This window comes from Paenibacillus sp. sgz302115 (genome assembly GCF_056120445.1).
Genome location: NZ_JBVYOK010000028.1, coordinates 16,370 through 39,960, shown reverse-complemented (window position 1 = coordinate 39,960; position 23,591 = coordinate 16,370). Strand labels below are relative to the sequence as shown.

Sequence of the window (23,591 nt, the reverse complement as noted above, 5' to 3'; positions counted from 1 at the left end):
TGAATTGATTATAAGGTGCAAATCCGGGGACAAAGGCGAACGCTGACGCTTCTACAGTTCCAAAATTTCTCTCCGTTCCATTAATCCACTATTATTACAACAATCTCAGAAGCACACCGCCGAGCCAGCGGCCTATGAAACGGGAGGGAGCCGAAGAGCAATAATCTGCTTTGCGAGGCAGATAAACTGCACACACGCAGCCAAAGCTGCAAAAAGCAGCGTTAATTGATGATAGATTAGCTGACGGTACGGGGGCGCTCCATCCGGCCGATACCGGGCATGTGCAGGCTGGACCATTCAGGGTGGTAGTGATCCAGGCGGGTGACCACGATGGTCATATCATCATGAATTTCATTACCCTGATAACGGATAACCTTCTCCAGCAGGCTGTCGGCCAAATCCTGGGGGTCGTCCCCTTCAAGCTCTTGTATTAGACGTTTCATCCATATTTCTTTATTAACGGCATATCCCGGCGCATCATAAATACCATCGGTCATCATAATGAGAATATCGCCGGGGCGAAGCTGCATGCTGACAAGATCGACCTCGATATCTTTAATGATTCCAATAGGCAAATTGCTGGCGGTTACCGGAATCACCTCGCTGCCCCGCCGGATGAAGCTTGGGGCTGAGGCGATTTTCATAAAGGTGGTCTGTGCCGAATACTGGTCGATCAGCGCCATATCCACGGTCGCATAGAATTCGTCGGGAGAGCGCAGCAGCAGGATGGAATTGACTGATTTCACCGCCAGCTTCTCATCCATACCGGATTGCAGCAGCTTCTCCAGCATAGACAGGGCGGCGCTGCTCTCCATGCGGGCCCGCTCCCCATTGCCCATTCCGTCACTGATGGAGACAGCAAAGGTCCCGTTGCCCAGCTCCACAGTGCTGAAGCTGTCCCCTGAGAGAATATCGCCCCCTTTGGCCGCTCCCGCCACACCGGTATTAACCTCGTAGGCCTTGGCCGAACCAAAGGTGACCATCGACAGCCCCTCGCGGGGATGCACCGCCGTTTCACTGACCACAGCGATATTCTCTTCCAGAATGTCGGATAGCAGCGGGGCGATCATTTTGCGGCATTCATCAAAACCACGGGTGTAGGCATGCACCACTTCAATCTCTACCCGCCCTGGATCAAGACTCAGAATCTCAATGCTGTGAATGGACAGCCCCAGCTTCTCCAGCGCCTCGCGGATCTGGCTCTCCTGGCGGTACATCGCTTGACCTTCCCGTTTAATTTCTTTCGCCAGGTCCTCCATGACCTGCGAGACCCCCGACAGCTGCTCAGCCACAAATTGGCGGCTGTCGTATATTTGTCTCTTCCAGCGCATATCATGCTGGTAAAGATCATATTGGCCCTTCATAACCTCAAGCACCTCGGACGTCTTGCCGCATATCCGGTTCCATTCCGGCGGAAGCTGGGCGGCGGTGATATCCGGGCATTCCTCGACGGTCGTCATCATATCAGTCATATATCTATAGGTCTGATAAAATTTGGTGTCCCAGCAATGGTTCCGCCGGATGCAGCCCGAGCAGGCACCTTCGGTGACGGTGTTCATGAAATCTTCCATCTCACGGTCACTTTTCCCGACTTCACCGGCGCGGGGAATTTGTCCGAAGCTGCTTGAGAGCTGCTGAAATACCTGCGAAAACTGGGTTACGCGATCAGCGGTAATATCCCGTACCCTTCTGGCATATTCATGCTGAGACCGGCTATGATCGGGAGTACCGGGAACATATTTGGCAATGGCAGATATAATCCCCGCTGGTGTTAGAAGAAACAACATTACTGCAACGCAGGTCTCCCAGGTCGAGGCCATCACATCACCCGGGCCCAAGAAATAGACGGAAAGAATGGTTGACCCCAGCAGCATCCCGATGGACACCGCGCCTTTGCGCCCGGATTGCATCATGCCCGCCAGCATCCCCGAGAAGGCGAGGAGACTCATCTGATAGATTGCTCCTATATCCGCCAGACTGAGGATGAGCCCAGTGACTACCCCAACGGCAGCACCAAGCGGAGCACCCCCAGCCAGGGCGAACAGTAAGATCAGGTACCGGGATAAAATGTGCTCCAGGGACAGACCATTTACATTCCAGCCCACAAGACCGGTCATCACAGATGCAAGCAGAATGATCAGGCACAGCACCTCTTCATTGCGCAGCGCCCTGCTTTTTTGCTTAAAAGTAAATAACGGAAGCGCCTGCAAAAATACAAGCGTCAGCACGAATCCGAGCATTGCATCAAGCGTAGCCATCATCAGCGGGTACCAGGCAATGGATGGACCAATCACGACCCGGAACAAGCCCACCATAAAAGCTGACACGAACACCATTAGCGGCGCATAGGAAAGCTCTACTTTTTGAAAACTCTCCAGCCCTTTGTGTATCAGGAAAAAGATGATCAGCTCTGCGGCAACCACTATAGCCCCCGGGAATGGGGTGAAAAGGCTTCCGAGAATAAGGGACGCGGCCACAGGCAGCATAGAGTCTCTGCGCATAAATACGATTACGGCAAAATAAGCTGCAGCAAAGGGGGACAGCTCGTCCAATATCATTGCACGGCCCAGCAGAAAACCCATAAGACTCAGCAGAAGCATCCATTTCTTGACGATGATCAGTTGAACTACGGGCTGCTTCAGACTCCAATTCTTGAACCGCGTACCCCAGGAATCCTTCCGATCCTTGTCATTGCTTCCGGCTCTTGTCCACTCCGGCAGGTTCACCACATTGCTTTTACTCATTTCTCTGCACCACCCGTTTAAGAATTTATGGTTCTCATTATATAGCGGGGGTCTTTAGAAAGTTTGTCAGAAACAGAGAGCAAACTGTAAAAAATTTCCGACAAAATAGCCTGTCCCGACATTCGGTGATGAAGCCTGCTAATCCCTTGCGGGACAATCGGTTAACGGCCTCCGGCAAAGCCTCTGCGGACTTCACTGCCCTCTGCTGCCGCAGACATTCGCCAGCGATTGCTCTGGAGTTATGTGAGAATGGCAAGGATGCTGTCGGCAACTTTTCTCACACCGACAAAAAAACCGCAAAGGGCATTACGCCCCCGGCGGTTATTGTGATATGCAAGTATTGAATTATACGCGCTTGGCTCCGCGGCCTCCGCGCTTACCTTCTGTGTTCTTCTTGATCGAAGACATCCGTTCTTCGCTGTCTTTCAGGAAGCGTGACATTTTATCCTCGAATGAAGGTTTACCGGCTGCAGGCTTGAATGGACGCCCTCCCCGTTCACGATTGTAACCACCGCCGCCGCCAGCACTTCCGCCACCGCCGCCGAAACGGTCTCCACCGCTTGGACGTTCAGGTCTTGGAGCTCTTGGGGGACGTACTTCTGATGCAGGCTTATCTACGGCCTGCTTAATGGAAAGTCCGATCTTGCCATCCTTGTCAACATTGATCACCTTAACGGTTACTACATCCGCAATCTTCAAATGATCGTTAACATCCTTGACGTAATTATCGGCGATTTCCGAGATGTGAACGAGACCTGTGACACCTCCTGACAGATCCACAAATGCTCCGAAATGCGTGATGCCTGTCACCTTGCCCTCTAACTTGGTGCCCACTTCAATTGCCATAGAATAAAATGATCCTCCCTTAAAAATATACAGACGAATATAAAGTCCATCCTGTCTGCGGTGATTTGATTATACAGTAAAGAACAAACCAAGGCAACACAGCTAAAGCCTCTTTTGGCCCGCTTTATTTCCCTGATTGCTCTGTACGGATAGGCAGTTCGCCCTCAGGATACATATTGTACCATTTACGCGCCAATTGGCCGACATACTCATCATCTTTCAGGCGTGATACTTCATATTTAAGCTGGCCCAGGGAAGTATTTACCGTCTCACTGCTCTCCTTCTTCTTGGCGAGCTGTTCACTCTTCTCCGCAATCACTGCGCTCTGGGCAAAGAAAATATAACCGGCCCAGCCAAAAAACACCGCGACGACGAGTATCCATATGAATCTTCTTCTCTTCGCGCCTGCGGCCGAAGCTTTATGGTTATTTCCCTTCTCTTCCGCAGAGAATCTGTTCATGCGTGTACCCCCGTTCTAGGTCAGTGTTTCCTCTTGGTGTTAATCCATGCAGTGAATCTCGTGATCCAGGTGCTGTGATAGAGCCGCAAAGCATATGGAGTGATCCATTTTACAGGAAAGAACCAGATTGGCTTCGTTATCCGCAGCAGCAGCTTTAGAATAAATAACAGGATACGGCCAAGCAGCAGCAGCGTTCCTCTGATGAGGCGCCACAGCCAGCGAAGCGGTACACCTATTAATACCTCAACCATTCTCCATAGCAGTCTGCACGTATACTGAACCGACTGAATTAACATTACCACAAAACGCCGCACCGTAACACTGAAGATTAAAAAATAGATCCATACGCCTAGAAACAACCCTACAAAGACATAAAACCTCAATTGTCCCTGATTTCCGGCATACAGCATGCGAAAGACAAGCAGCGCCGCCCATAGCCAATACAGCAGATCCAGCAGCGCATTCAGCCATTTGGGAAAGCTTAATTTCAGCGACAGCACCCGGTAGCTGTCATAGGCCAGTCCCATCGCTGTGCCAGCCAGCATCATATAGAGCAGGGTCATCCACTGAACTGTGGGATTCATTTAAACAGCTTGCCGAGTAATCCTTTATTTTTGCCCTGCGCTCCGGGATCAAGATAAATCAGGGAATGCACATTGCCCTCCAGAGACAATATGCCGTTCTCCAGACTTAAATTTTTGATATGTAAATGATTCCCGCGAATGGTGAGATGACCAAGTTCCGTACGAAGCAGAAACTCCTCGCTGTCAAAGCTCTCCACATTTTGCACGCCGGTAAGCTCCAGTTGCTTGCGGCTGCGCATGTGCAGATCATGCTGCTTGTTATTAACCTTTGCTGGCTCGCTCATAGCATGTACCCCTCCTTCTTGATTCTAATCTATGGCGGAAGGAGAGGTTGTAGAACAGAGGCAGCGCAATAAACTCGGTATCAAGTGGAAACGGCTACGCCGTCCTTATAAGGACGGTATCCGTTACAGCGAGAAATATAAGGATAATTTATAGGGTGAAACAAATAAATTCTTATCATTTAAAAAAAGCGCAAACTCTACGAAGTGTAAAGTTGCGCTTTCTTGGTTAATCTTGTTGGCCCGCTTACCAGTCGAGGCCGCTGCTTTTGGCAACAGGCTCTTCCCGGAGCAGTGTATACATGCCGGCGGCTTCGTCCTTGCGGGTCGTTTCCACCAGCTTTTCCACTTTGACCGTTACAAGCTTCTGGCCGAATTGCACTGTAATTTCGTCGCCGATCTTCACTGTGCTGCTCGGCTTGGATTCCCGCCCGTTGATCAGAACCCGGCCCTGTTCGGACACATCCTTGGCCACTGTGCGGCGCTTAATCAAACGGGATACCTTCAGGAATTTGTCGAGACGCATTAGTTGACGGCTTCTTTGAGCTTGTTACCAGCCTTGAAGGCAGGTACAGTCGACTCAGGAATTTCAATCGTTGTGCCCGTTTGCGGGTTGCGGCCGGTGCGGCCGGAACGTTTGCGGGTTTCAAAAGTGCCGAAGCCGATCAGCTGCACCTTGTCGCCTTGTGCAAGAGCATCGGTAATTTCGCTCAGAACACCGTTAATTACGGCTTCTACGTCTTTTTTTGCCAATCCGCTTTTTTCGGAAATGTTGTTTACCAAATCTGTCTTGTTCATAGTTTAAAGTTCCTCCTAGGATACAAAAAAATAAAATGAAACGCGAGGCTGCTGCCATAATGTGCCGCAATTCGTCATTTCGTCTTTATGATATTCTTGATGCCGCCCTGAATTCCTGCCATGCTCTGCTGATTTTTCAAAAAAAACACCGCCGGCGGATAAACACGGGCATATAGCACTATAACACTATCAACTGAGCTTTGCACTCCAAATCAAAGATTTGCGCCGCATTCACAGCATTGCCGCTTCTTCGGCTACATATACCGGATGACCGCAGCAATGCAAAAGCAGCAGCTCCTCTGCTCGGCCTTTGTGGTGAATCTATAGCGATGTCCGAACGTAGCGGCATGGCTGTCTGCTGAAGGAATCACTCCTAGAGCTTTCGCTCCTCTGTTTTGGCTTCCTGCCAGAGCTCTTCCATCTCAGCCAGTGTGCTGTCCTTCACATTTGTTCCCTGGCTCAGGAGACGCTGCTCGATATACTGGAACCGTGCGACGAATTTGCGGTTGGTGCGGGTCAGCGCTTCTTCCGGGTCGGCCCCGATGAAGCGGGCGGCGTTGGTTGCGGCAAACAGCAGATCACCCAGCTCCAGCATTTGCTCTTCTGCTGAATCACCATTCTGAATGGCTTCCTGTAGCTCATCCACTTCCTCGCGGATTTTGGCCATAACATCGTTTACATTGTCCCAATCGAAGCCTACCTTGGAGGCCTTCTTCTGCAGCTTGTACGCCTTCATCAGCGCCGGCAGATCACGGGGAACACCGCTCAGTGCGGACTCCGCTTCGGGCTTCACGCCTTTGCGCCGCTTCTCCTCCGCCTTCATGCCTTCCCAGTTCTGCAGCGCCTCCTCGGCATTTCCGGCAGCCTGATCGCCGAACACATGCGGATGGCGGAAGATCAGCTTGTCGTTCAGCCCTTCAATCACATCATACACATTAAAGGTCCCGACTTCTTCCTCCATTTGAGAGTGCAGCATAATCTGCAGCAGCAGATCACCAAGCTCTTCCTTCATGTGGTCCGGGTCATCCTCGTCAATCGTCTCCAGCACCTCATAGGTTTCCTCGATCAGATTTTTGCGCAGAGAATCATGCGTCTGTTCCCGGTCCCAAGGGCAGCCTTTCGGGCTGCGGAGCGTATCAACAATCTCATGCAGACGGGCAAAGGTGCGCCGCCGCGCCGCCTCCGAACGGTTCGCCGGAACATACACAAGCGACAGATTGCCGTAGCCTTCCAGACGGTCCAGCTCATACAGGGGCACGCGGTCAATACGTTCTTCGCCCTCCACTCCAAGGGCATGGCCTACAATAACCTCATATTCCGGCGGGTACAGCTCCATCAGGCTGAGCTTCGTTTCCGACGCGGTGAAGCTGTCGTATACCTGGCCGATCAGCGTATGCAGCTCCGGCTGGAGCTGGGAGCTGCGGATGCCGGACGCGTCCAGGAGCTGAAAGCCCTCAATGGGGTCAAACCCGAGGCGTACAAACGCCTCGTCTAGGAAGCTCTCACCGCCGAGAATGTTCAGCTCAATTCCCGCTTCCGGGCAGCGCTGGCGCAGCAAAGAGACCGCCGATTCTGCAACCATTGGATGCCCTGGAACCGCGTAGACAATTTCCGTCCCCTGCGGTGCCGAAACCGCCTCTTCGATCAATTTCACCGTAATCGCCTCATATACCTCAGGAAAGGAGGACAGTGATTCGTATAGCCCGTCAAAGGATTGCGAAGCAATCCCAAGCTCCGCCAGAGCCGCCATGACGGGATGCTCTGCGGTCCGCACGTAGACAGCGGATGCCGCCTTCAATTTCTTGATAATCCCCAGTGTCAGCCGGTCCGGATTACCGGAGCCGAGCCCGACTACCGTTAATGTTCCGCTCATGCCTTTCCACTCCTTTCAGGCGGCTGATGGCCGCTCTTATGTAAATGCTGATAAAAACATGTTATATCGGGGCCAGTGTAATGGCTAAATGGCGTTGAAGCTAATGGCTTAGCTGCCTGATAGCGTAATTGCCTTACAGCGTAACTGGCTAATGGCGTAACTGCACAATGGCGTAACTGCACGATGGCGTAACTGCACGATGGCGTAAACTGACCAATAGCATAACTGACTAATAGCATAACTGACTAATAGCGCAACTGACCAATAGCTTAAACTGACTTATAGCGTAAACTGACTAATAGCGTAAAAAGCAAGGCTAGTGCGGCTGCGCCTTATGGGAAAAGGCGCAGCTTCTTTAGCTTGTCCGCCAGCCGCGGGCCGAAGCCGGGAAGCTGGCGCAGCTCGCTCTCGCTGAGCAGCCGCAGCGCTATTGCGCCGATGGCAAAGACGGCGCAGCCTGCGAGCACGCCGAGCAGGCTCTGCGCCAGCGCCGCGGTGCGGCTGCCGCCAAGCCCTGCGGCGGCTGCCGCGCCGCCGATGCCGCTGCTCACCGCAGCAGCGGCCAGGCCCAGGCCCGCGAGCAGCAGCGCGGGCCGTACCAGGGCATCTGCGAGGCGAAGCCGCAGATGGCCCTGGCGGTGCAGCAGCAGCACGTTCAGCGCTGCTGCAAGCCCATGCGCGGCCACGCTGGCGATGGCCGCGCCGGTAATGCCCTGCTGCGGCACGAGCAGCAGGTTGAGGGCCGCCTTGAGCAGCGCGGCGGCCAGGAGGTGCAGCGCCGGCGCGCGCACGGTGCCGAGGCCCTGCAGCAGCGCGGCCGAGATGATGCTGACCGTACTGCCGGCGGCAGTGAAGGCCAGCCAGGTCATCGCGGTGCTGCCGGCAGTGTCGCCGTAGAGTGCCACGTTGATCGGCTCTACAAGCACAGCCAGGCCTACGGCAGCGGCCAGGCCAAGCAGCCAGAACCAGCGCAGCGACAAGCTGCAGCGGGTCTGGATCAGGGCCAGATCCCCCCGATACTTGGCTTCGGCCAAGGCCGGGATGAACACAACGGACAGCGATGTGGCCAGCATCGTAACGATCTGCACCAGCGGCAGGCCGCGGTTGTAGATCCCGAACTGCGCCATCGCTGAAGCTTCACTTCCGCCGGTGGACAACAGGCGGGGTACCGTGAACACATCCACCAGCCCGACCAGCGGCACGGCCAGCGCCCCGAGCATCACCGGCAGCCCGTAAGCGAGCAACTGCCGGGTACGGATTCCTGCAGCCTTCCTGCCTGCGGCTCCAGCAGCAGCACTGGACCAGGCCGAAGGCCCAGCCGTCTCTGCCGCAGCAGCCAGCTCAGGCTGCGCCCCTCTTCGGCGGTGCCGCCGCAAGTACAGCAGCATAATGAGCAGGCCTGCCGCCCCGCCTCCTGCGGAGCCAAGCAGCGCACCGGCTGCGATACCTGCAGCATCCGTGCCGATAGAGGTCAAATACAGCAGCAGTGCGATCATGACCGCTACACGTACTGTCTGTTCGACCACCTGCGACACGGCAGTAGGCACCATATTATGCAGCCCTTGAAAATAACCGCGTAGCGCAGCCATAAGCGGAACAACCGCAAGCCCCCACGCACTGCTGCGCAGTGCAGGTGTGACATGTGAATTGCCTACCCAGACCGCAATAACCGGTGCCCCGGCATAAACGGCAAATCCGATAACGATACCGCTAATCGCTGTAAGAACAGCCGACAGCAGCAGGATTCGCCGTCCTTCATGCTCAGCCCTTCCCGCAGAAGCCTCGGCCACGAATTTCGAAACCGCGGCGGGGAGTCCCAGCATGGCCACCGTCACCAGCATCGTATACAGCGGATAGACGGTATTATAGATGCCAAATACAGCATCGCCGCCCAAATTTTGCAGCGGAATCTTCTGCAAGGTGCCGATCAGCTTGGAAAGGATAGCGGCAGCGCTAAGGATGAATGCGCCTTGCAGCAGCTTGGAGCCTTGAGGATTGGATTTCATAATATACCTGCTTCTACAGCCATAACTGCTATGATTGGATGAATTTCTATATTATAACGCATATGGACGTGCAAGTAGAAACGTTTCGCCGCTGAGACAGGGTGAACACTCACTAAATGAACTAAAAACAGGGGAACAAGGAAAACCGCGAAACAGGGTGGCGCGATCACAAATAACAGCAGAATTACCGTTGTTGAAGCACGATAATTGAAGTGGAAAAAATCCACCTCAGTTACCCGATAACAGGGTGAACCGCTCACGAGATTCCCTGTCCCAGAACGGCAAAACCCCGCCGTTCCCTTTGTATATCATACCAAAAGGAAAGCGGGGTCCATAGTGCCAAAGCGGTTATTGCTCCATTTGCTTGCCCAGGAAAGCGGCGGCCGTCTCGGCCATCTTCACTTCCATTTGAGCCATTTTTACCGAATCATCCTTATTCACAAGCACTACGCAGCCGATAGGGTCCCCACCGGAAATAATCGGTGCGGCCACATAAGAGGATACCGTCTCCGGGTGATCCTTGCCGATATCATAGCTTCCTCCATTGGTTTCAAGAACCGTTTTCCGGCCCTCCATTACCTTCTCGAGCAGCGCACCCACCTGCTTGTCCAGATAATCCTTTTTGGAGCCGCCGGCAAGAGCGATAAAGCTGTCCCGGTCGGTGATCATCGTAATATGGCCTGTTCCTTCAAAAAGCGACTCCGCGTACTCCTTGGCGAAATCGCCCAGCTCGCCAATTGGAGAATACTTTTTCAGTATGACTTCACCGTCGCGGTCGACGAAAATTTCCAGTGGGTCACCTTCACGAATACGTAGAGTGCGTCTGATCTCTTTAGGGATAACAACTCGTCCGAGGTCATCAATACGGCGTACAATTCCAGTAGCTTTCATTTCACATGTTGCCCCGCTTTCTTAAGAAGTATGGTCCAACTACTGTCCATTATGGGAATGGATAATCCCAGTGATTTATCGAAATATCTGCCCATAGTATTCATCTCTTCCCAGTTCCTTATACATCCTTAGGGCATGTATAAAAAAGTTCAACAGAAGGGATTGGAACCATTTTAGTTATGCGCTAACATTTCCATTTTTATACACTTATTTCCCAAGTTCATCAAGAGAATTCCGTCCATCAAAATAACCCCGCCGCTTAATGCGACGGGGTGCTTGTCCATGCCTGATCTGATTATTTGGCAGCTTCAGTAGCAGCCGGAGCCTCTGCGCTTGGTGCGGCTGTTGGCTCTGTTCCGCTCGTAGCTCCCGCAGCCGCGGAGCTCTTCGGCAGATTGATTTTGATATCAAGCGATCCCAGATCCTTCTCAAGGAAGGATTCCAGCCCATTAGAAGCCAGCTTGCTCTTAATGGTTTCCTTCTGATCTGCGGTCAGCTTGTCAAAGGTTGTCTCCGTACGGGATTCCACCTTAATAATATGATAACCGTAGCTGGTCTTCACCGGATCACTGATCGTGTTCAGCGGCAAGGTTTGGGCTGCCTTCTTAAATTCCTCAACATATGTTCCCAGCGTCTTGTCCTTATATTCGCCGCCACTATTCTTTGAACCTGTATCATCAGAATATTCCTTGGCTGTTGCTGCAAAGTCGGCCCCGCCATCCAGCTTGGCTTTAACTTCCTTAGCCAGCTTCAGCGCATCTGCATCGGTGCGCTCCTTGCCCGCAGAATCCTTCAGACCGATCAGAACGTGACGCAATGTCGCTACGGTAAAGTCACCTTTGGTCGCTTCAAATTCAGTTTTCACCTGATCGTCGGTAACCTTCAACAGCATGTCCTGATACACGGTAAGCACACGCACCATGTAAGAGCGGATATCCGCTTCTGTCAAATTCTGCTCCTTCAGCGTGCTCTCGTAGGTGTCGCCCAGACCTGTCTTAATGGTGTTCACCTGAACATCGGCTTCCTTCTCCGCCTCTTTCTTCGCGGCATCCGTAGCTTTGCCTGACAGGTATTCAAAAGCAACCTCCTGCTTCAGAATTGATTCCTTAAAGGCGTCAATCTCCAGGTACTGCGCCTGCTGCGGAGACAGGAACTTCATCACGCGTGTATCCAGATCGAATTCCTTCTCTGTAATGGTACCGCCCTTGTAAGTAGCTACTGCGGTGCTGTTATCTTCTGCTGCATTGCCGTTCTTGCTGCTGCAGGCTGCGAGCATGGAGAAAGAAATTGCCGCAACCAGCGAAACCAGCAGCACCTTCCATGATTTTCTTTTATTTAACGACATTGTGTAGTTCTCCCTTCGATTTTAAAGACTGTTTGGCGGCTGCCAGGAACTGTTCCAGCAAATCGAGCAGCTCCTTGTCACCGAGATCCTTAGATTTAATGCGGATAGTCGCTTTCGCGTCCCTATCAAATTGTACACGTCTTTCAAAGCTATTTCCAACTTTAGCAAGCTTGGCCGTATCAAAAGAACCGATGCTGCCCTCATGGAAATTCAGCGAGACCTCATCCCCCCGGCGGACTATGGATTCCATGCCGTATAGCTTCCCGAATACCTTCAGGCGGGCAACCGACAGCAGATTGACGACGGCCTCCGGCAATTCGCCGAAGCGGTCCAGCAGCTCATCCTCAAGCTCTGCAGCATCTTCAAAATTAGCCACGGCAGCAACCTTTTTATAAATTTCAATCTTCTGAATGCTGTCGTAAATATATTCGGACGGCAAATACGCGTCAATCGACAAATCAATGACCGTATTCCCCTGCTTCAACGAGGTATCCTCCTCACCAAGCACACTTACCTTGCGCTTGCGGATCTCCTCCGCCAGCATTTGTGAGTAGAGGTCGAAACCGACAGAAGCGATGAACCCATGCTGTTCAGCACCCAGCAAATTACCTGCTCCACGAATGGACAGGTCGCGCATCGCAATTTTGAAGCCGGAGCCAAGCTCTGTGAATTCCTTGATCGACTGCAGGCGTTTCTCAGCGACCTCTGTCAGCACCTTATCACGCTGGTAGGTGAAATAGGCATAGGCAATCCGGTTGGACCGGCCTACGCGCCCGCGCAGCTGATAGAGCTGTGACAGCCCCATCTTGTCGGCATCATGCACAATCAGGGTATTTACGTTCGGAATGTCTACCCCTGTCTCAATAATGCTGGTGCTGACCAGCACATCGTATTCCCCATCCAGGAAGTCGAGAATGGTCTTCTCCAGCTCCGACTCGGACATTTGCCCATGACCAATACCCACCCGTGCCTCCGGTACAAGCATGGAGATTTGCGCGGCCATTTCCTGTATGCCCTGGACGCGGTTATAGAGATAATAGACCTGGCCGCCACGGGCCAATTCACGTTCCACTGCCTCCCGTGTAAGCGTCTGGCTATGCTCTACCACATACGTCTGTACGGGAAAGCGGTTCTCCGGTGGTGTCTCAATAACTGACAAGTCCCGTACACCAAGCATCGACATATGAAGCGTACGTGGAATAGGCGTGGCCGTAAGGGTCAGCACATCGACATTGGTTTTCAGCTTTTTCAGCTTCTCCTTATGGGTTACCCCGAAGCGCTGCTCCTCATCGACAATGAGAAGACCCAGATCCTTGAACACCATATCCTGCGACAACAGCCGGTGCGTGCCAATAACCACGTCTACCGTGCCCTGCCGTACGCCTTTGATCGTCTCATTCTGCTCCTTCCGGCTGCGGAAGCGGCTAAGCACCTGGATATTAAGCGGATAATTGGCGAAGCGCTCGCGGAAGGTCTCATAATGCTGCTGGGCCAGGATCGTTGTAGGAACCAGCACCGCCACTTGCTTGCCCTCAATCGCCGACTTAAAAGCGGCCCGGATCGCCACCTCGGTCTTGCCGTAGCCAACGTCACCGCACAGCAGCCGGTCCATTGGCCGGTTCTGCTCCATGTCTTTCTTGATTTCCTCAATCGCCCGGAGCTGATCGCGTGTCTCCTCATAAGGGAACATTTCCTCGAATTCGCGCTGCTCCTGGGTATCCTTCTCAAAACCGTAGCCGAGTGCGCTCTGGCGCTCAGCATACAGCTTGATCAGATCATCGGCGATATCCTGTACTGAAGAGCGCACCTTGCTTGTGACCCTCGTCCATTCATTGCCGCCAAGCTTATATACCTTCGGCTCCTTGTCTTCCGAACCGACATATTTCTGAATCAGATCAATTTGCTCAATCGGTACGGAGAGCTTATCTCCTCCGGCATACATAATATGCATGTAATCCCGGTGAATCCCGCTGACCTCAAGCGTTCCGATACCCATATATTTGCCGATCCCGTGATTCTGGTGAACGACATAGTCACCGATTTTCAGCTCGGTGTAGCTCTTAATCCGTTCGGCATTATCAATGCCTTTGGACACCTTGCGCGCCTTGCGCTGCTTCTGCGAGAACATCTCGCCTTCGGTAATCACCGCAAGATGAATGGAAGGAAGCTCGAACCCGGAGCCCAGATTTCCCTGGAGTATGGTAGGCTCCTCAATGCCGTAATCGTCCAGCACCCTGCGGACCCGTTCCATCCGTTCTTCCCCGTTGGCGAGCATAACGACCTTAACGCCTGATTTATGCCAGCGCTCCATCTCTGATTTCAGCACATTCATCTGACCATGAAAATCCTGCATTCCACGGCTGATGAAGCCCAGAATGTTCTGCGGCTGAATATGCGGCACCTGCCGCAGGAAAATCGACATGAACAGGCTTTGGAACGGCCGGCGATACATAATGGCATCACTCTCGACGGAGAGATGAAGGTCTGGAAGATTCTTGCCGTTCTGAAGCAGATGAAGATTCCACTCCGACTCATCTCGCTCAAGCTGCTTCGCAGTTTCAAGCAGTCTGGCCGGTTCGTCCAGCACAAGCAGTGTATCCTGAGCCATATAATCATATAGATGGGAGCGTTCAGGGTATAAGAGACTGATATATTTATAGATTTCCGGAAAATAGTTGCCTTCACGGAGCATCTCCAGCTCTCTGCCCATCTCCTCACGCAAACGCAGCTTGGCCTGGCGGTCAGTCATTTTCTCAAGCTGCCGCTCCAGCATCGCCGAGGCTTCGACAGAAGCCGAATCCAGGCGCGTCCGATCAGCAATGATTTCTTTGGCGGGTGTAATCTTCACACTGCGTACCTTGTCAATCGAACGCTGGTCCTGCGGATCGAAGGTCCGGATGGAGTCAACCTCATCATCGAACAGCTCCACACGGTAAGCCAGAGGAGAAGTCATTGGATAAAAATCGACAATACCGCCCCGCACGCTAAGCTCCCCGCGGTTCTCGACACGTTCCACCCGTTCATAGCCCATCTCAATCATAGACATGAGGAACCCGTCAAGCTCCAGGGTTCCATCCTGGGAAATCGTCAGCTCCGCATCAGCCATCACATGCGGGGAAGGAAGCAGCCGCCGTACACCGGAATAAGGAACCACGACAACTCCACGGAAGCCCTGGGCGCATTTGGTCAGCACCTCAATCCGCTGGGCCAGTGTCTCCGGGCTGGAGACCGCTGCTTCAGCGGCTACAAGCTCATTCGCCGGATAGAGCAGCACACGGTCTGTGGAAAGCGCTTCCTGCAAATCCTCGGCCATTTTCTGAGCTGAGAACATGTTATGGGTGACTATGAGCAGCGGGCGCGAGGTTTCTTCATGCAGCGCCGCCAACATGATTTGTCTGGCAGAACCGGATAGACCCGATATGAGCTGCTCCTTCATCCCCGCAGCGATGCCGCGTGTAACGGACTGAAAATCAGAATCTTTGGAAAAAGCTTCTATAAGACCTTGTAACAACAGGCGCACCTCTCTTACTAAATAGGCTGACAGCGGTATAGCCGCTGTCAGCTATTATAATCAGAATTGAAAACAAGCCTCAGCGTGTAGGGCTAAGGCTTGCGGATGACGATAGAGACAGGCGCTTCCACCTTACTGAAGCGGACTGGCCAGCAGGCTGAGCTCGGGGTTGTTCTCCAGGGCTTCCTTGCAGTAATCGCAAGTAACCTTTACCGTAATCTCGCCTTCTGAATCATACGCTATGATATCTCTGCGCTCCGCAGGGGTCAAGGAATGAAGGCCAAGCTGCATTTCTGTAGAATCACTTCTCTCGACGCTTCCAAGAAATGTGCGGCAATGCCTGCATACATAGTTTATTGCCATCTATATGCCTCCTGAAGGTAGTATATACCTTCAGTATGCCCCGTCTGCCTTGTCTTTAGCCTAAAGTGTAATTGACGGCAACTACCGCTGTCAGCCGTTGAATTTGGCCATCGTCTGCTCAAAAGTGTGCTTCAGGCTGAATTCCAAAGCATCACAGGTATCGAGAATCATCTTCTCCAGCCGGTCTCCATCCTTCTTGGGAAAGGCAGAGAGCACATAATCAACTATGGCAAATCCGGGCTCGGGACGCGAGATCCCCATCCGCACACGGTTGAAGCTTTGCGTGCCCGTATGCTGTATGATGGATTTAATGCCGTTATGGCCGCCGGCGCTTCCTTGGTAGCGCAGCCGGATTTTGCCGATCTCGGTATCGAGATCATCATATACGACAATCATATCTTCAAGCGGCACCTTGTAATAGTCCATGTAGGCGCGAACGGCTTCCCCGGACAGATTCATAAATGTCATCGGCTTGATCAAGACGGCTTTGACCCCGTCAATAACACCCTCACCGATAACGGATTTGCATTTGTTCTGGTTGAAGGTAATCCCGTTTCTGGCTGCAAGCTCATCCAGAGCCATGAAGCCGACGTTATGCCTGGTTTTTGCGTACTGCGGTCCGGGGTTCCCTAGTCCAACAATCCATTTCATGATGGGGCTTATCCTTTCATTTTCGGCGCTCTCCGGCAGAAGAGCTCCGTTTTTGGTACAATGAGTTTAACTTCCGAAGACAGGTGATGAAACATGCTACCTCAAGGCGAAATTTTAACACTCCAGCGCCATTTTCAGTACCACATCCAATATGCAGTGCCTGTCCAGGTATACAGAGGCAACGTGCACGTTGACATCGGTGTAGTGACAGCCGTGGATGAAGGTTTTGTCGAGCTGCAGGGAACTCTGTATAACCGCAATCTGTTTACCTTCATCTCACGGCCGGGGTACTAAAGCAGCTAAGGCTATAGTCCACACTACGCCGACAAGGGTTACATCTTCCGACTAAGGAGGTGTAACCCTTTTTTGCTATACCGGGCAGCTTATTCGATTTCAAACAATTTGCTGATCGACAGCTCTTCATGAACGCGGATAATCGCCTCGCCCATCAGTGGAGCCACGGACAGCACCTTTAGTTTGGAGGTCGGATTGCTGCTGCGAATTGGAATTGTATCCGTCACGATAATTTCTTTGATTGGAGAGTTTTCCAGACGTTCATGCGCGGGACCCGACAATACCGGATGGGTACAGCAAGCATACACTTCCTTCACGCCGCCTTCCATCAGCGCATTGGCTCCGAGTACAATGGTTCCGGCCGTATCAATGATGTCATCAATCAGAATGGCCGTCTTGCCTTCGATATTACCAATGATGTTCATAACTTCACTGACATTCGGTTCCGGACGGCGCTTGTCGATAATCGCCAGCGGCGCGTTCAGGAAATCAGCAAGCTTTCTGGCCCGTACAACACCGCCATGGTCAGGAGACACAACAACGGGATTCTGAATCTGCTTGGAACGGAAATACTGAGCCAGAATCGGAACACCCAGCAGATGATCCACCGGAATATCAAAGAAGCCTTGAATCTGCATCGCATGAAGGTCCATGGTAATGACGCGGTGTGCGCCTGCTTTTTCAATCAGGTTCGCTACCAGCTTGGCCGTAATCGGATCACGGGAACGGGCCTTACGGTCTTGACGCGCATACCCATAGTAAGGAATAACCACGTTGATGCTCTTCGCGGAGGCGCGTTTGAGCGCATCTACCATAACGAGAAGCTCCATAAGATTGTCGTTAACCGGACCACAGGTGGACTGCACAATATACACATGACAGCCACGGACGCTTTCTGAAAGCTTAACCTGAATCTCCCCGTCGCTGAAGCTGGTTGTATGGGACTCTCCCATCGGAATACCGATATAATCAGCAATTTGACTGGCCAGCTTAGGATTGGAGTTGCAGGTGAAAATCTTGAGTTTGGAATCGCAATAAGTCATAAAATATAAACCCTCCGTGACGGAATTTAACTTCCAAATGGCGCCGGCGCGGATTTGCGGGTCCGTCCGGCGCTTTGGCTTCAGGCGCTTCTTAAGATGGACTCGACTGGTCTTTCTTTGCTTTGGCCCGGGAGCGGATCTTCTCCGCATAACCAGGCTTGTTCTCCTGCCTTACTCTGGCGATCGCCAGATCATTCTCCGAAACCGGACGTGTTATTGTCGAACCGGCAACTACAAATGCTCCCTTGCCTACCGTAACCGGAGCCACAAGATTCACATTGCTGCCAATAAAGGCATCATCACCGATCTCGGTTCTGGACTTATTATAACCGTCGTAATTAACGGTAATTGCACCGCAGCCGACATTTACATTCTTACCGACTGTCGCATCACCGACATAGCTCAGGTGCGATACTTTGGAGCCGTCGCCAATGACGGCATTCTTGACTTCCACAAAATCGCCAATCTTGACTTCTTCTCCAAGCACCGCGCCGGGACGCAAATAAGCGAAAGGCCCAACGGAGGTCCGTGCGCCGACTTCTGCCTGGTTCAGCACAGAGTGCTTGACCTCAGCGCCGTTCATGATCACAGAGTCCTCAATTTCACTGGAAGGTCCGATGATACAATCCTCACCGATCACCGTCTTGCCCTTCAGGATGGTTCCCGGATAAAGTATGGTATCTGCTCCAATGATAACATCAGCACCGATATAGGTTGAAGCAGGATCAATGATGGTTACACCGCTGAGCATATGCTGGCGGTTAATTCGCTGACGCATAAAGCCTTCCGCTTCCGACAAGGCCAAACGGTCGTTAACGCCAATAGACTCCGCAGCATCATGAGCTTGATATCCAAGAACGATATCTCCCTGTGCCCGGAGTATGCCGATAACATCGGTTAAATAATATTCCTGCTGGTTATTGCTGTTCGTAACCTTCTCCAGCGCTGCAAACAGCTTGGCATTATCAAAGCAATAAGTTCCCGTGTTGATCTCGTTTACAGCCGCCTCTTCAGGAGTGCAGTCCTTCTGCTCAACAATCTTCAGTACGCCGCCGTCCTCGCCGCGAATGATTCTTCCGTAACCCGCAGGCTGATCCATTACGGCTGTCAGTACAGTTGCAGCGGCCTGCCGGCCTTCATGCAGCGCCATCAGCCCTTCCAGCGTTTCCGCTGTTACGAGCGGGGTATCACCGCAAATCACAACCGTTGTTCCCTCTTCACCGCCGAGTAGACCCTTGGCCTGCTTGACAGCGTGGCCGGTACCGAGCTGGGCTTCCTGCAGCACATATTCCGCATCCTGGCCAATGTAAGCTTTAACCTTCTCTGCACCATGTCCGACAACAACCACTGTACGCTGACATCCGGTTGCTTTTACTGTATCCAGTACATGCCCCACCATCGGCTTGCCGCAGACGGGGTGCAGTACTTTATATAATTTAGATTTCATGCGCTTGCCCTGTCCTGCAGCAAGTACAACAGCCATTCTTTTCAAGAATGCCAACCCCCTACTTCTTTAGCTCACTACTGAATATATCTCATTCCGGGCAAAAAGAAAAGAGAACCATGAAGGCATGGTTCCCTTTTCTTCGAACCCCAATAAAAAAAACGGCATGGCCTTAAGCCACCCAAGCGGGCAGCTGTCCTTCAGAGTTAGCCTTGTAGCCTAGGCTCCCTCCTCAATGACTTCTTCTTCTGTAGCGGCGCGATCATACTCGGCCAGAACCGCGGATTGAATCTTTTCGCGTGTTCCCGAAGAAATCGGGTGTGCGATATCGCGGAATTCCCCATCCGGTGTACGCTTACTGGGCATTGCAACGAACATCCCGTTATTACCGTCAATAACGCGAATATCATGAACAACAAACTCGTTATCGATGGTAATGGATGCGATTGCTTTCATTCTCCCCTCAGAGTTGACGCGGCGGAGTCTGACATCCGTAATTTGCATGTGTGTGTTCACCACCTTTTTCCATCAGAGACTTGGTGTATAATTCCACACAGCAAAGCGAATTCCTTCTTTTTGATTCCATAAAATGCCTGATTAAGAAGAATATTTTTGCCGAATCAGCGTTTTCGACACGTTTCGTGCAGTTCTCTAAGCTTTCCTCACGAATTCGACATATTGCCCGTATTTTTAAAATCTAACGGTCATGCCCTTCTCAAGAGGAAAAGTAGTTGCCCGGATACGCCGATATCCGCCGCCCCTTGGAGTCGACTTCACTTAACTTCACTAGAGAAACATAGTCATGCAGCAGGCGCTCCTCTGTTTCAACCGCCCCTGATTCAACAAGCACACCCACACCGGCAACCTCGGCGTTGAACTCACCGAGCAGATCAACCATTCCCCGCACAGTGCCGCCTGCCTTCATGAAATCATCCACGATCAGCACCCGGGATTTCTCCCGCAGCGCCCGTCTGGACAATGACATCGTATGTATGCTCTTATGTGATCCCGATACATAATTAATGCTAACCGCTGAGCCCTCCGTCACCTGATGGTCGCGGCGCACCAGCACTACCGGTAGCCCAAGCTGTGCAGCCGTGGCATAAGCCAGCGGAATCCCCTTGGTCTCCACCGTCATCACCACATCAATCTCCACGCCATAGAAGGCTGTTGCGATGATCTTGCCCGCCTGTTCCATCAGCGACGGAAGACCGAGCAGATCAGACATATACAGATAGCCGCCAGGCAGTATCCGGTCGCTTTGCTCAAGCTGGCCGCATAGGCCGTTCACGAAGTCCAGCGCCATCTCTGTAGGCATCCGCGGAATATATCGCACTCCGCCTGCTGCGCCGGCAAGTGTCTGCAGCTCGCCCATACCTTCGCCTTCAAACACTTCTTTTATAATAGCCAAATCTTCACTGATGGATGACTTTGCCGCTCCGTATCGGTCTGCAAATGTAGACAGCGGCAAGAGATCATGTGGTTTCTCAAGCAAAAATTGGGTCATGTCTACCAAACGTTGGCTTCTTTTTAGTTTTTTCACGGAATGCTCCTCGCCAAAACCGAATATTATTAAAAATAATATCATTTTTGTACGGATTTATTCAAGCGAAAATGGATTTTCCACCCATGGAAATGGACTGCGCCGCTATATAGATATTCACTCAGCTTAGTGAACGCACCGCATACACTTCTTTGCAGAATCCGCGCAGGCCGTTATAAATTCTGGCTACCTTGGACTGCTTCGACACCAGACCGAACACTGTAGGCCCGCTGCCGGACATCAGTACGCCGTCAGCGCCCAGCTTCACCATCGCATCCTTAAGCTGCTGCACCTCCGGGTGCAGCTTAAGCGTCACGTCCTCCAGCACGTTGCCGAGGCCAGCGCAGACCGCTGCGAAGTCGCCGGCCTCGATGGCTGCCTGCATCCGTGACGCAGACGGATGCACCGCTATGCTGTTCGCGCGTACGCGTCCGTACACCTCAGCCGTCGATACATTGATCGGTGGCTTCGCCAGGATGACCCAGCACTGCGGCGGACTCTTAATCGGAGTCAGCCGTTCGCCCCTGCCCGTAGCGAGGGCAGTGCCGCCTGTGACGCAGAACGGGACGTCCGAGCCGAGCTCGGCACCCAGTTCCTGCAGCTCCTGCGCCGGAATCCCAAGGCGCCAGAGACGGTTCAGGCCGCGCAGCGTAGCCGCGGCATCACTGCTGCCGCCGGCGAGGCCGGCAGCGACCGGAATTCTTTTGTCCAGATGGATATGTACGCCGCTCTTCACATTATAGCGGTCTTTAATAAGCCTTGCCGCCTGGAAGGCCAGGTTCTTCTCATCCAGCGGAATATAACCGGCTTGGCTCGTGATGATAATCGAATCCCGTTTCAGCTCAGACAGCTCAAGACGGTCCGCCAGATCGACCATCGTCATGATCATTTCCACCTCATGGAAACCATCGGCGCGTTTATGCAGCACATCCAGCATCAAATTGATTTTGGCTGGAGCTTTTTCATACATTTTCAAGGCGTTCACCCACCCTCAGCTTTTCCCGTAAAAACAACTTAACATATTATATGAGAAACTTGTAACGAAGTCCATTATCAAAGTGTAGCGCAGGCCGAAAAGGGCACCGTCAGCATGACAGCACCCTTTGGCTACCCTTTTTCGCACCCTGAGCTCAGGATTTGCGCGCTGCCTGCTCGGCGAGCTGGATTGCTCTTTTCACCATGTTCCCAGCGTCCTTGGCTCTGATCCCGCCCCACCCATCCCGCTCTACCGTCTCATAAAAGCCTAGTTCCTTGGCCAGCTCTGTCTTCAGTTCCTCCGACATCATGCCTCGTTTTCTGCGGCTCATTACGAAATTCCTCCTTGTAGGATAATGATGATGAGCTTGTTGCTGCTTTAGTATGCTGCCGGAGCGTACCCGCCATTCAGCCAAAACGTATGCCTGCTTCTTTTTAACAAAAAAACAGCCTCCCTGCGGGGAGACTGTCCGTACAACATTAAGCTTTAATATACACAATCCGCATCTGCCCATCATCTTCACAAACTGTGATTTCCACAGATTCAGTAAGTATATCGGCATAGCTATAGGAGACACGCTTGAAGGTTTGCTGCTCCTGATCCAGTTTGACAATAAATACAGAAGGGTACGTTTCTTCCAGGACACCGGTGCGTTCAACGGTTTTACGACGGCCACCGTTAGCACGCAACGTGATCTTATGACCGACATGTGCTTCGAGACTGCGTTTAATTTCCAACAGCGCGTTATTAGCCATTGCCTGACGACCACCTCTTTCCTTGTCCATTATACAACTTTTCACATTCATTGTCAAATTAAATAAATAATTATAGAGTATGCCAAAATAGTTGTCAACGGAATTTTTTTAGAAGGAAGAGAGGCCGTCTTTAGCTCCTTGTTAGCGGTAACATCAGGGTCTACTAAGCAACAACGCTTATTGAGTCCATAACGACAAAAAGAAAAGGACAAGCGCTAAGCCTGCCCCTTCCTTTTTCCATATGCCGCTACTTTTACCGCTACATCACTGACGGCTCCACCTTCAGGGTCGAAAGATTCTGCAGGCGGGGCATACCAATGCGGAAGCTGCCGCGGGTCTCAATTCCGCCCATTCCCTGGCTGCCGCTGATGGTATTATTCAGAACGTCCCCAAGACTAACCGAATCCCGAATTGAGGTAAAAGAAGCCTTTGCCGCGATATACACCGGGTCCAGCGCGTGTATCAGGATTCTTCCGGGCGAGCTTGCAAAGTTGGCACCTGCGCCCAGCAATGCTTCAAAATGTGATTGGCAAGCTCCCGCCACAACAGTCAGCGAATCAAAGTTGCGCTCATATTCCCGTGCGACCTGAACCGCCGCCACAAAGTTCTGCGAATTTTTGTAGCTGTTCAGACTGTAAAGGTCATAAGTATGCTGCTGCTTGAGCACACCGTCGTGGCCGGTGATGACTACAATATCCGGGCGCACACGGGGCAGCAGCCGGTATAACGTTTCAGCCATCTTCGACTCATGAACATGATGGCCTTCAGCGGGTATCCGCAATTGCTCATACAGACTGATGCTCTTCTTCAAGTAAAGGGCATCACCATCCAGATGCAGCACTTTCCCCGGCACCTCGAAATATGCCGCCTCCTTGGGAGAATGGGGCCATACCCCGGATACACTCTCTCCATTGCGCTGGCTCTGCTCCTGACGGTCCTTGCGCAGCCGGGTTAATGATTCCGTGGCCTTAATCTGCGCCTGCTGTCCCCGCTTAGTAACGCGGGTAGGCGGCACCTGCACCAAGTCGTCCAGTGGGGCATCCGCCAGCAGGCGGAATTCTGTGCCCTTGATTACGGCCCCGTTCTGCACAATGTTCTCCACCCGGAACGTTACATCGCCACCATATGATTTACGAACGACCAAGTCTCCTAAATTCATTTCACACCACCTCTACCCCATCGT

23 protein-coding genes are annotated in these 23,591 nt (G+C 52.4%); 1 reads left to right on the top strand and 22 read right to left on the bottom strand.

Translation table 11 applies throughout. The features are described 5' to 3' along the window. Positions 1–236: 236 nt before the first annotated feature. The 14 genes from spoIIE to pth form a co-directional block, all read right to left on the bottom strand. Positions 237–2,744, bottom strand: a complete 2,508-nt coding sequence (spoIIE, locus tag AC0LWN_RS29325) for a stage II sporulation protein E (protein WP_474671618.1) — start codon at positions 2,742–2,744, stop codon at positions 237–239. 345 nt (positions 2,745–3,089) lie between these two features. Next, on the bottom strand, positions 3,090–3,590 hold the full coding sequence (locus AC0LWN_RS29320) for a S1 domain-containing RNA-binding protein (RefSeq protein WP_458967623.1): 501 nt from the start codon (positions 3,588–3,590) through the stop codon (positions 3,090–3,092). Between the two features lie 124 nt (positions 3,591–3,714). After that, positions 3,715–4,050 carry an FtsB family cell division protein gene (locus tag AC0LWN_RS29315; RefSeq protein WP_458967624.1) on the bottom strand — a complete coding sequence of 112 codons (336 nt, stop codon included), beginning with the start codon at positions 4,048–4,050 and terminating at the stop codon, positions 3,715–3,717. A 20-nt stretch (positions 4,051–4,070) separates the two neighbouring features. Further along, positions 4,071–4,634 carry a spore cortex biosynthesis protein YabQ gene (yabQ, locus tag AC0LWN_RS29310; RefSeq protein WP_474671616.1) on the bottom strand — a complete coding sequence of 188 codons (564 nt, stop codon included), beginning with the start codon at positions 4,632–4,634 and terminating at the stop codon, positions 4,071–4,073. Further along, positions 4,631–4,918 (bottom strand): sporulation protein YabP, encoded by a 288-nt coding sequence (gene yabP, locus AC0LWN_RS29305; RefSeq protein ID WP_474671614.1) that lies wholly within the window; start codon positions 4,916–4,918, stop codon positions 4,631–4,633. Before yabP ends, yabQ begins: the two co-directional genes overlap by 4 nt. Before the next feature lie 244 nt (positions 4,919–5,162). Beyond that, on the bottom strand, positions 5,163–5,441 hold the full coding sequence (locus AC0LWN_RS29300) for an RNA-binding S4 domain-containing protein (RefSeq protein WP_019914474.1): 279 nt from the start codon (positions 5,439–5,441) through the stop codon (positions 5,163–5,165). Further along, entirely contained in the window at positions 5,441–5,713 is a 273-nt protein-coding gene (locus tag AC0LWN_RS29295; protein ID WP_458967627.1) for an HU family DNA-binding protein, read from the bottom strand. The genes AC0LWN_RS29300 and AC0LWN_RS29295 overlap by 1 nt, the downstream gene beginning before the upstream one ends. A 373-nt stretch (positions 5,714–6,086) precedes the next feature. Continuing rightward, positions 6,087–7,586: a bifunctional methyltransferase/pyrophosphohydrolase YabN gene (gene yabN, locus AC0LWN_RS29290; protein ID WP_474671612.1), complete on the bottom strand. Its 1,500-nt coding sequence runs from the start codon at positions 7,584–7,586 to the stop codon at positions 6,087–6,089. Between the two features lie 332 nt (positions 7,587–7,918). Further along, complete coding sequence (locus AC0LWN_RS29285) at positions 7,919–9,592, bottom strand: putative polysaccharide biosynthesis protein (RefSeq protein ID WP_474671610.1); 1,674 nt, start codon at positions 9,590–9,592, stop codon at positions 7,919–7,921. A 348-nt stretch (positions 9,593–9,940) separates the two neighbouring features. Further along, the gene (gene spoVT, locus AC0LWN_RS29280; RefSeq protein WP_474671608.1) at positions 9,941–10,483 is read right to left on the bottom strand and encodes a stage V sporulation protein T; all 543 of its coding nucleotides are present in this window, start codon (positions 10,481–10,483) and stop codon (positions 9,941–9,943) included. Between the two features lie 295 nt (positions 10,484–10,778). Continuing rightward, on the bottom strand, positions 10,779–11,828 hold the full coding sequence (locus AC0LWN_RS29275; RefSeq protein WP_474671606.1) for a peptidylprolyl isomerase: 1,050 nt from the start codon (positions 11,826–11,828) through the stop codon (positions 10,779–10,781). Next, complete coding sequence (gene mfd / locus AC0LWN_RS29270; RefSeq protein WP_474671604.1) at positions 11,815–15,339, bottom strand: transcription-repair coupling factor; 3,525 nt, start codon at positions 15,337–15,339, stop codon at positions 11,815–11,817. Before mfd ends, AC0LWN_RS29275 begins: the two co-directional genes overlap by 14 nt. A 132-nt stretch (positions 15,340–15,471) precedes the next feature. Continuing rightward, complete coding sequence (locus AC0LWN_RS29265) at positions 15,472–15,702, bottom strand: anti-sigma-F factor Fin family protein (RefSeq protein ID WP_019914484.1); 231 nt, start codon at positions 15,700–15,702, stop codon at positions 15,472–15,474. Between the two features lie 90 nt (positions 15,703–15,792). Continuing rightward, positions 15,793–16,353: an aminoacyl-tRNA hydrolase gene (gene pth, locus AC0LWN_RS29260; RefSeq protein ID WP_474671601.1), complete on the bottom strand. Its 561-nt coding sequence runs from the start codon at positions 16,351–16,353 to the stop codon at positions 15,793–15,795. Between the two features lie 93 nt (positions 16,354–16,446). On the opposite strand from pth, the gene AC0LWN_RS29255 reads away from it, so the two are divergent. Continuing rightward, the gene (locus tag AC0LWN_RS29255; protein ID WP_458967634.1) at positions 16,447–16,647 is read left to right on the top strand and encodes a hypothetical protein; all 201 of its coding nucleotides are present in this window, start codon (positions 16,447–16,449) and stop codon (positions 16,645–16,647) included. Between the two features lie 89 nt (positions 16,648–16,736). Here AC0LWN_RS29255 and AC0LWN_RS29250 read toward each other — a convergent pair whose 3' ends face one another. From AC0LWN_RS29250 to yabG, 8 genes are all read right to left on the bottom strand, one after another. Next, the gene (locus AC0LWN_RS29250) at positions 16,737–17,690 is read right to left on the bottom strand and encodes a ribose-phosphate diphosphokinase (protein WP_019914487.1); all 954 of its coding nucleotides are present in this window, start codon (positions 17,688–17,690) and stop codon (positions 16,737–16,739) included. Positions 17,691–17,781: 91 nt separating this feature from the next. Continuing rightward, the gene (gene glmU, locus AC0LWN_RS29245) at positions 17,782–19,182 is read right to left on the bottom strand and encodes a bifunctional UDP-N-acetylglucosamine diphosphorylase/glucosamine-1-phosphate N-acetyltransferase GlmU (RefSeq protein ID WP_474671599.1); all 1,401 of its coding nucleotides are present in this window, start codon (positions 19,180–19,182) and stop codon (positions 17,782–17,784) included. 171 nt (positions 19,183–19,353) lie between these two features. Then, positions 19,354–19,638: a septation regulator SpoVG gene (gene spoVG, locus AC0LWN_RS29240; RefSeq protein WP_019914489.1), complete on the bottom strand. Its 285-nt coding sequence runs from the start codon at positions 19,636–19,638 to the stop codon at positions 19,354–19,356. A gap of 211 nt (positions 19,639–19,849) precedes the next feature. Further along, positions 19,850–20,677 carry a pur operon repressor gene (gene purR, locus AC0LWN_RS29235; protein ID WP_458967636.1) on the bottom strand — a complete coding sequence of 276 codons (828 nt, stop codon included), beginning with the start codon at positions 20,675–20,677 and terminating at the stop codon, positions 19,850–19,852. 121 nt (positions 20,678–20,798) lie between these two features. Further along, a complete protein-coding gene (gene ispE, locus AC0LWN_RS29230) occupies positions 20,799–21,653 on the bottom strand; it encodes a 4-(cytidine 5'-diphospho)-2-C-methyl-D-erythritol kinase (protein WP_458967637.1) in 855 nt (284 codons plus the stop codon). 154 nt (positions 21,654–21,807) lie between these two features. After that, complete coding sequence (locus tag AC0LWN_RS29225) at positions 21,808–21,984, bottom strand: small, acid-soluble spore protein, alpha/beta type (RefSeq protein WP_458967638.1); 177 nt, start codon at positions 21,982–21,984, stop codon at positions 21,808–21,810. 148 nt (positions 21,985–22,132) lie between these two features. Further along, positions 22,133–22,408: a biofilm formation stimulator Veg gene (veg, locus tag AC0LWN_RS29220; RefSeq protein WP_315422442.1), complete on the bottom strand. Its 276-nt coding sequence runs from the start codon at positions 22,406–22,408 to the stop codon at positions 22,133–22,135. Positions 22,409–22,667: 259 nt separating this feature from the next. Further along, positions 22,668–23,567, bottom strand: a complete 900-nt coding sequence (yabG, locus tag AC0LWN_RS29215) for a sporulation peptidase YabG (RefSeq protein WP_458967639.1) — start codon at positions 23,565–23,567, stop codon at positions 22,668–22,670. Positions 23,568–23,591 lie beyond the last annotated feature (24 nt).